Below are 5,444 nucleotides of genomic sequence, written 5' to 3' on the forward strand. Positions count from 1 at the left end.
TCCGAGCACAGATAGATGCCGCGGTCCAGGAGGACCGCATAGATCTCGCCGGGGGCCATGTCGACGAACTCCGGCGAGCGCAGCACCTCCAGCACCCGCTTCTCCTCGGCAGGGGCGAGGGCGCGGGGGTGCCGGCGACGCTGACGGTAGGGCCGCACCGGGGCCGGGCTCTGGCGGTGGTGGCGGTAGTAGGCGGCCCGGCTGATCCCGAGCGCGACGCACGCCTTGACCCGGCCGACCAGCTTGGCCAGCGACTCCAGGGCCGAGGCCCGGGCCGCCTCGAACACCGAGGGGGCGCCGGCCTCGGGCGCATTGGTTACGTCCGGGGCACTCACCGGTTCTCGCCGTTGTCCGTCGCGGCGCTGTCCGTGGCGATCTGGTCGAGCAGCGCGGAGAGATTTCCCTGGACATCGATCACGGTGCGGGCCTTGCCCAGCTCCTGGCGGAGCTTGGCGTTCTCGGCCTCCAGCCGGGCGATCTCCTTGTCCCTCGGGTCGGCCTTCGGCCGCCCCGAGGGTGCCGCCAGGGCCTGCTTCGCGCCCCGGTCTCGCTGCTGTCGCCAGTTCGTGATCAGCGACGAGTACAGGCCCTCGCGCCGCAGCAGGGCGCCCTTGCCCTGCTTGCCGAGCGTGTCGTACTCGGCGAGGATCCTCGCCTTGTACTCCGCGGTATACCGGCGCGGACCGCTTGAACGGGGTTCTACCTGCGGATCAGGGGTCCCGTGGTCGTTGGTGCTGGCCACCTGGGGCACTACTCCTTCTCCGCCCTCGACTCAATGAATCATCCAGTATGCCTGGCTCGACCCAATTTCTGGGCACCGCCTTCAACGCGGCCCACTCGGTGTCGTACTCCGGCCGCACCTCGGCGACCATGCGAACCGCTCGATTGCGCAGCTCAAGCGGATAAGGGGAAGGACGTGCCATGACTCGACCCTCTCAAATGATCGAGTCCCTACCAAACCCGGAACGGTTCATAGTGACACGGCCTGGTGACCGGTGCCGGGGTCGGGCGCCGCTGGGCCCGCGCCGCAGCTTCATTGAGCGGATGCCTGGGCCCAAAGCAACTGCCGTGGGCGAGTAGCGTTCGACCGCTCGGACCCCGTTCTCCTGTCAGTGGGCGAGGGCCGGACTCACCGAAGGGAGCACGTCGTTGGGCGTGGGTTGATGACCCTGCAGGGGCCCGTTCGACGATACGAGGCGGTAGAACAGTGGACCCTCCGCGCTCCGGTGAGGAGTGCGAGGCGTCGGCTATATCGGCCCCAGCCCCGGGGCTGGGGCCGAGTGGCGCAATAGTCAGTGTTTGAAGGCGTCCCTGATCTTCGCCGCAGCCTGTTTGATGTTGCCCTTGACCTGGTCGCCCCGTCCTTCCGCCTGCAGACGCCGACTGCCTGTTCCGCGGCCGGCAGCCTTTTTGGTGCCGCCTTTGACCGCTTCGGCTTTGTGCGCGATCTTCTTGGCGATGCTCATGGTCGGCCGTCCTTTGTGAGTGATCTGCCAGTGCATCGGGCGAGCGACCAGTCAACGGTCGACGGCATGGCGGCGGCCGCTGACTGGTCAGGTGCTGAGTAGGCGGTTGAAGAACGAACGGTACTTCTGGAGCGCAATGCGCAGGTCCTCGGTCGCCACCTCCTCACCGCGCTGCCACTGGCCTTCGAGACCTCGCTTGTGCTCGGAGAAGGTCGTGGCCAGTGCCTGCATCGTCTCGGCGACCAGCTGGTCGGCCGCGTTGACGGCGTTCTTGGGGTCGTCGACGAATTCGCCCTGGATCTTCTGCCACCTGGCGCGGAATTCTCCCTGTTCTCCTCCGAGCAGAGGTTCGTTCGCTTCGGCCATTTCCGCTTCCTGGCGCTCGCCGACGGATGCCCGCCCGCGATCTTCCTCCCGGCCCTCCCTGTCGGTGGTGGCGGCCTCCCGGGGGTGCTCCGGTGGGGCGTCAGCCAAGCCCGGTGTTTCGTCCCCGGGGCCCTGCCGGGCACCTGCCAGGTCCTCCGTGGACGGAACGCCCTCGTCCCGCTGGGGTGTGTCCTGGTCGCGCATCTCTTCACTTCCGTCCGTCAACGTGTTGCGGCCGGGCGTCGACTGGGCCGGCTCGTCGTCCTCACAAGCGCTGGCCGCGGGCTCATTCCTGGCCCTCGCGTGGCCGGTCACCGTTGTGGAGCAGTTCGTCGAACAGCGCGCGGTAGTGCACCATCGCGCCCCGCAGCTCCTCCGTGGTCGCCTGATGGCGGCTGCTGCGGTCGTTGACCTCGTGGGCGGCGCGGTAGTGCTCCAGCGTGCGCCCGTGTTCGACCGACAGATCCTTCAGCTGCTGCTCGTACCCCTTGGTGGGGTACCCGCGTTCGCTCATGAGGGTGGTTACGAGCCGGTCTGCCTCGTGGACCGCGTCGTCGGGCCGGTCGACGAACCCTTCCTGCACACGGGTCCAGTCCTGGGTGTAGCGGTCGCGGGCAGGTGCGGGTAGTGGCTTGATGTCGAGCGCGTCGTGGCGTTCCTCGCGCTCGCGCAGCTCGCGCTCGCCCGCCCGGCGGCCGTGCTTGGCTTCCACGGCCCGCTCGTACTCCGGGCCGAACTGCTCCCGTAGCTTCCGGCGGCGCGTGGTAACCACCCACGCTGCCGCCGTGCACAGGAGAAGCACCACCACGACGGCAATGATGATGACGGCAATAGTGGACATTGGGTCCTCCGCTCGTTGGCCGAGTGAGCCCCGTGCAATGCGGCTGCCCCTGCCCACGCCTCAAGGGGGGCGGTTCAAGCGCCTGCGGGTGTCGTGCAGCGGGGTGCGGCTGCGTCTACCAGTAATGCCGTCGTCCGCCGACCGCGTGGCCCAGGCTTCCCAGCAGGAACAGGATCGCCCCGATCACGATCAGGATGATCCCGACCGTCCACAGAATGGTGATCTTGGCCAAGAAGGCCACAATCAGCAGAACGACACCGATGAGGATCACGGTTTCCTCCGATCACGCATGAGCCCCGACCCCTTGTTAATCGTCCGCCCTGCCTGCCCTACTGACAAATTGGCCAGCAGGGTCAGCAAGGGCCGCCGTAGCGCAGGCCGGACGCGTGCATACCTGTGCAGCCGCAGTTCCCCCGCTCCGCGAAGCTGACCACGGCTGGACTGCTTTTGCAGAGTGGAGGCTGCCGGGCCCGACAACTGAGCGTCCCGCCCTGGCGCCTGATGAAAGGCGACGTTGTCCCAGGCGCCCAGAGCGGGGCGGGGCGTATATCGAGTGTGACGGCGATGATGCAGCCTTGGACCAAACCGTGACAGCTGACGGCGAGCGGTGCAGTGTCGACGCGCCCTGCTGTCGGCTGAACGAGCTACCACTCGTGATCAGGCGATGAGTCTGATCGCCGAGGACGCCGCGCCGGCCTGAGCCTGACGTCATGGATCTGGCGTTTCGCGCTTTCTAGACGGACTTATTACTCTGGATATACGCCGCAATACCCGGAGCGCACCATGATTCTCATCCTGGGGCTCATCATCCTGATCGCTGCGGTTGTCGTTGCCGTGGCCGGCATTCTCACCAACGGCGGCAGCGCTCACCATCTCACCGACAGCTTCTCCGCGTTCGGGTATCACGTGACCGGTTCCACCGGCACGCTGTTCCTCTACGGCATCGTCGTCGGGGCGCTGGCTATGTTCGGGCTGAGCCTGATCGTGGCCGCTGTGCGTCGCCCATACCACCATTCCAGAACCTCGCGCCGGGGCCTCAGCCAGCCCGGCCGCGAGCCAACTGCGGATCGCGAAGACACGACAGGTCAACGCGACACCCACCGACCGGAGACTGCGCACCGACCCCACGACGACCGCGCTGTCTCCCCGGGCAGTGGTGGGCCCCGCAGGTGGCATTTCTTCGGGCACCGATCCGCCCCTCACTGACGTGGCTGCTGCACCGATAGTCGTGCACCGGCCGTCGCCCTCCGGCGGCCGGCGCGTCACCGCGTACGGGAAGATCCTCGGCCTGGCCTTCGACGATCACGACCTGGTCGAGTTTCTCCGCCGTGCCGGCCTCCCGGAGACGGAGAACTTGATCGACGACCCGCAGATGGTGGAGTGGCGAGGCGTGCGCGCCCACCAATGGGACGCGGCCTGACCGACCTCAGAAGCCGAGCAGCCTGCCCCTGGGATCCGGCGGCCTTGACGACCGCCCTGTACGTCATCGCCCGCGAGGAGCACATCGCCGCCGCCAACGTGGCAGCCCTTGCCGCCGGTCGCGCCGGCTCCCTCCACCTGACTCATATCAGCGGACCACGATGGCGACTGCCGACACGATGATGACGATCACAATGATCCACACCCACGGGGTCCGGTGCCTGGGAGATGGATCTTCCGGGCCGCCTCCGCGGGGCCGGTCCTCGGGCTGACCGCTCAGAATCCGAGCAGCGTGCCGCTGGGCTTCTCGCGGTGCTGAGCGGTGCGCGTCAACCTCTCTCAAAGGCCGAGCCGGCCTGTCGGGCATGCCACTCCTCCACGACGCGTTGCTGTCGCCGGGCCCGTTCGAGGAGGTCGTCGAGCAGTTGCGGATCCAGGCGCTTCTCGGTGGCGGTCAGCCGGCTGAGGGTCTGCCATCCAGCTGCCTTGCCCTCCACCCCCAGCCGTAGCATCTCCAATTCCTGGAACGTGCTCAGCGGAGAGCGCCGCGCGAGACGACCATTGCTCTTGAGACGCGCCATCTTCTCGGCCGTCCAGCCCGCGCAGACCTTGTAGCGCCGCACCGGGATACCCAGGTCCCTCATGATGCCGAGCAGACTCGTCCGGTCTTGGGCGATCTCGGCGGCGACGGGTCCGAGTGCCGCGGCAAGCGCCGAACCGCGAACCGCGTGTACGAGATGGCAGACCCGCTCCACCCCCGCGGTGGCGCCCATCAGGTGGTCGTTGAGGTAGATGCCCAGCATGGCCAGGTCGGTGCTGCGGGCACGCTCGGGCTGAGCCATGCTGGAACTCGGTCGGTCATTCATCACGTGCCACCTTTTCGTCCGTGTGCCAGGAGGCGGGTTCGCACCCGTCGCTCACCGCTGCGGATACCCGCCCGGGCGCTTCGCGCACCGTTCTGCCTCCGCTGTGCCCCGAACGGAGGGTCTACGGGAAGACCCGGTCGGTGCTGTCGGTGAACACAGTGCATCTTGGAGGCCCTCGCGGACCGGCCCCAGCACCCATCAAGGGCCGCTGACCTGCCAAAAGATGACCGCGGCCTTCGGGATGGACGCGGTGTCGGCACGGGGGGGGCTGCGGTCAAAAGGCGTAGCCACCTGGTCATGCACGGCTGACTGGCCGAGCAGTAGCCGGGCCGGTTCACGCTGGCTGCGCCAGGGTTGGTAAAGAAGCTGCGGAAGCGTTGCCGGAGGCTGGGTGAACCGCCCCGTGTCGAATGGAGACTCGATTTCATGAAAGGATCGGGTCATGGCACGACCTTCCCGTTACCCGCTTGAGCTCCGCCGTCGTGC

General features: G+C 67.6%; 8 protein-coding genes and 1 pseudogene. 2 read left to right on the forward strand and 7 right to left on the reverse strand.

Features of this window, described 5'->3' with window-relative positions:
* The 6 genes and pseudogenes from ABZ826_RS38730 to ABZ826_RS38755 form a co-directional block, all read right to left on the reverse strand.
* A pseudogene (locus tag ABZ826_RS38730) lies at nucleotides 1-335 on the reverse strand (hypothetical protein); the annotation flags it as partial.
* Complete coding sequence (locus ABZ826_RS38735; protein ID WP_361459209.1) at nucleotides 332-742, reverse strand: transposase; 411 nt, start codon at nucleotides 740-742, stop codon at nucleotides 332-334. The pseudogene ABZ826_RS38730 and the gene ABZ826_RS38735, both read right to left, overlap by 4 nt.
* A 550-nt stretch (nucleotides 743-1,292) precedes the next feature.
* Nucleotides 1,293-1,466: a CsbD family protein gene (locus tag ABZ826_RS38740; protein WP_361459211.1), complete on the reverse strand. Its 174-nt coding sequence runs from the start codon at nucleotides 1,464-1,466 to the stop codon at nucleotides 1,293-1,295.
* Nucleotides 1,467-1,553: 87 nt separating this feature from the next.
* Nucleotides 1,554-2,036 (reverse strand): hypothetical protein, encoded by a 483-nt coding sequence (locus ABZ826_RS38745; protein WP_361459213.1) that lies wholly within the window; start codon nucleotides 2,034-2,036, stop codon nucleotides 1,554-1,556.
* 82 nt (nucleotides 2,037-2,118) lie between these two features.
* Complete coding sequence (locus ABZ826_RS38750; RefSeq protein WP_361459215.1) at nucleotides 2,119-2,673, reverse strand: hypothetical protein; 555 nt, start codon at nucleotides 2,671-2,673, stop codon at nucleotides 2,119-2,121.
* A 115-nt stretch (nucleotides 2,674-2,788) separates the two neighbouring features.
* Nucleotides 2,789-2,944 carry a DUF6131 family protein gene (locus ABZ826_RS38755; RefSeq protein WP_361459217.1) on the reverse strand — a complete coding sequence of 52 codons (156 nt, stop codon included), beginning with the start codon at nucleotides 2,942-2,944 and terminating at the stop codon, nucleotides 2,789-2,791.
* A gap of 512 nt (nucleotides 2,945-3,456) precedes the next feature.
* On the opposite strand from ABZ826_RS38755, the gene ABZ826_RS38760 reads away from it, so the two are divergent.
* A complete protein-coding gene (locus tag ABZ826_RS38760) occupies nucleotides 3,457-3,879 on the forward strand; it encodes a hypothetical protein (RefSeq protein ID WP_361459219.1) in 423 nt (140 codons plus the stop codon).
* Nucleotide 3,880: 1 nt separating this feature from the next.
* Complete coding sequence (locus ABZ826_RS38765; RefSeq protein ID WP_361459221.1) at nucleotides 3,881-4,093, forward strand: hypothetical protein; 213 nt, start codon at nucleotides 3,881-3,883, stop codon at nucleotides 4,091-4,093.
* A 328-nt stretch (nucleotides 4,094-4,421) separates the two neighbouring features.
* Here the strand turns inward: ABZ826_RS38765 and ABZ826_RS38770 are convergent, their stop codons facing one another.
* A complete protein-coding gene (locus ABZ826_RS38770; protein WP_361459223.1) occupies nucleotides 4,422-4,958 on the reverse strand; it encodes a hypothetical protein in 537 nt (178 codons plus the stop codon).
* Nucleotides 4,959-5,444 lie beyond the last annotated feature (486 nt).

This window comes from Streptomyces sp. NPDC047515 (genome assembly GCF_040643055.1).
Classification (GTDB): domain Bacteria; phylum Actinomycetota; class Actinomycetes; order Streptomycetales; family Streptomycetaceae; genus Streptomyces.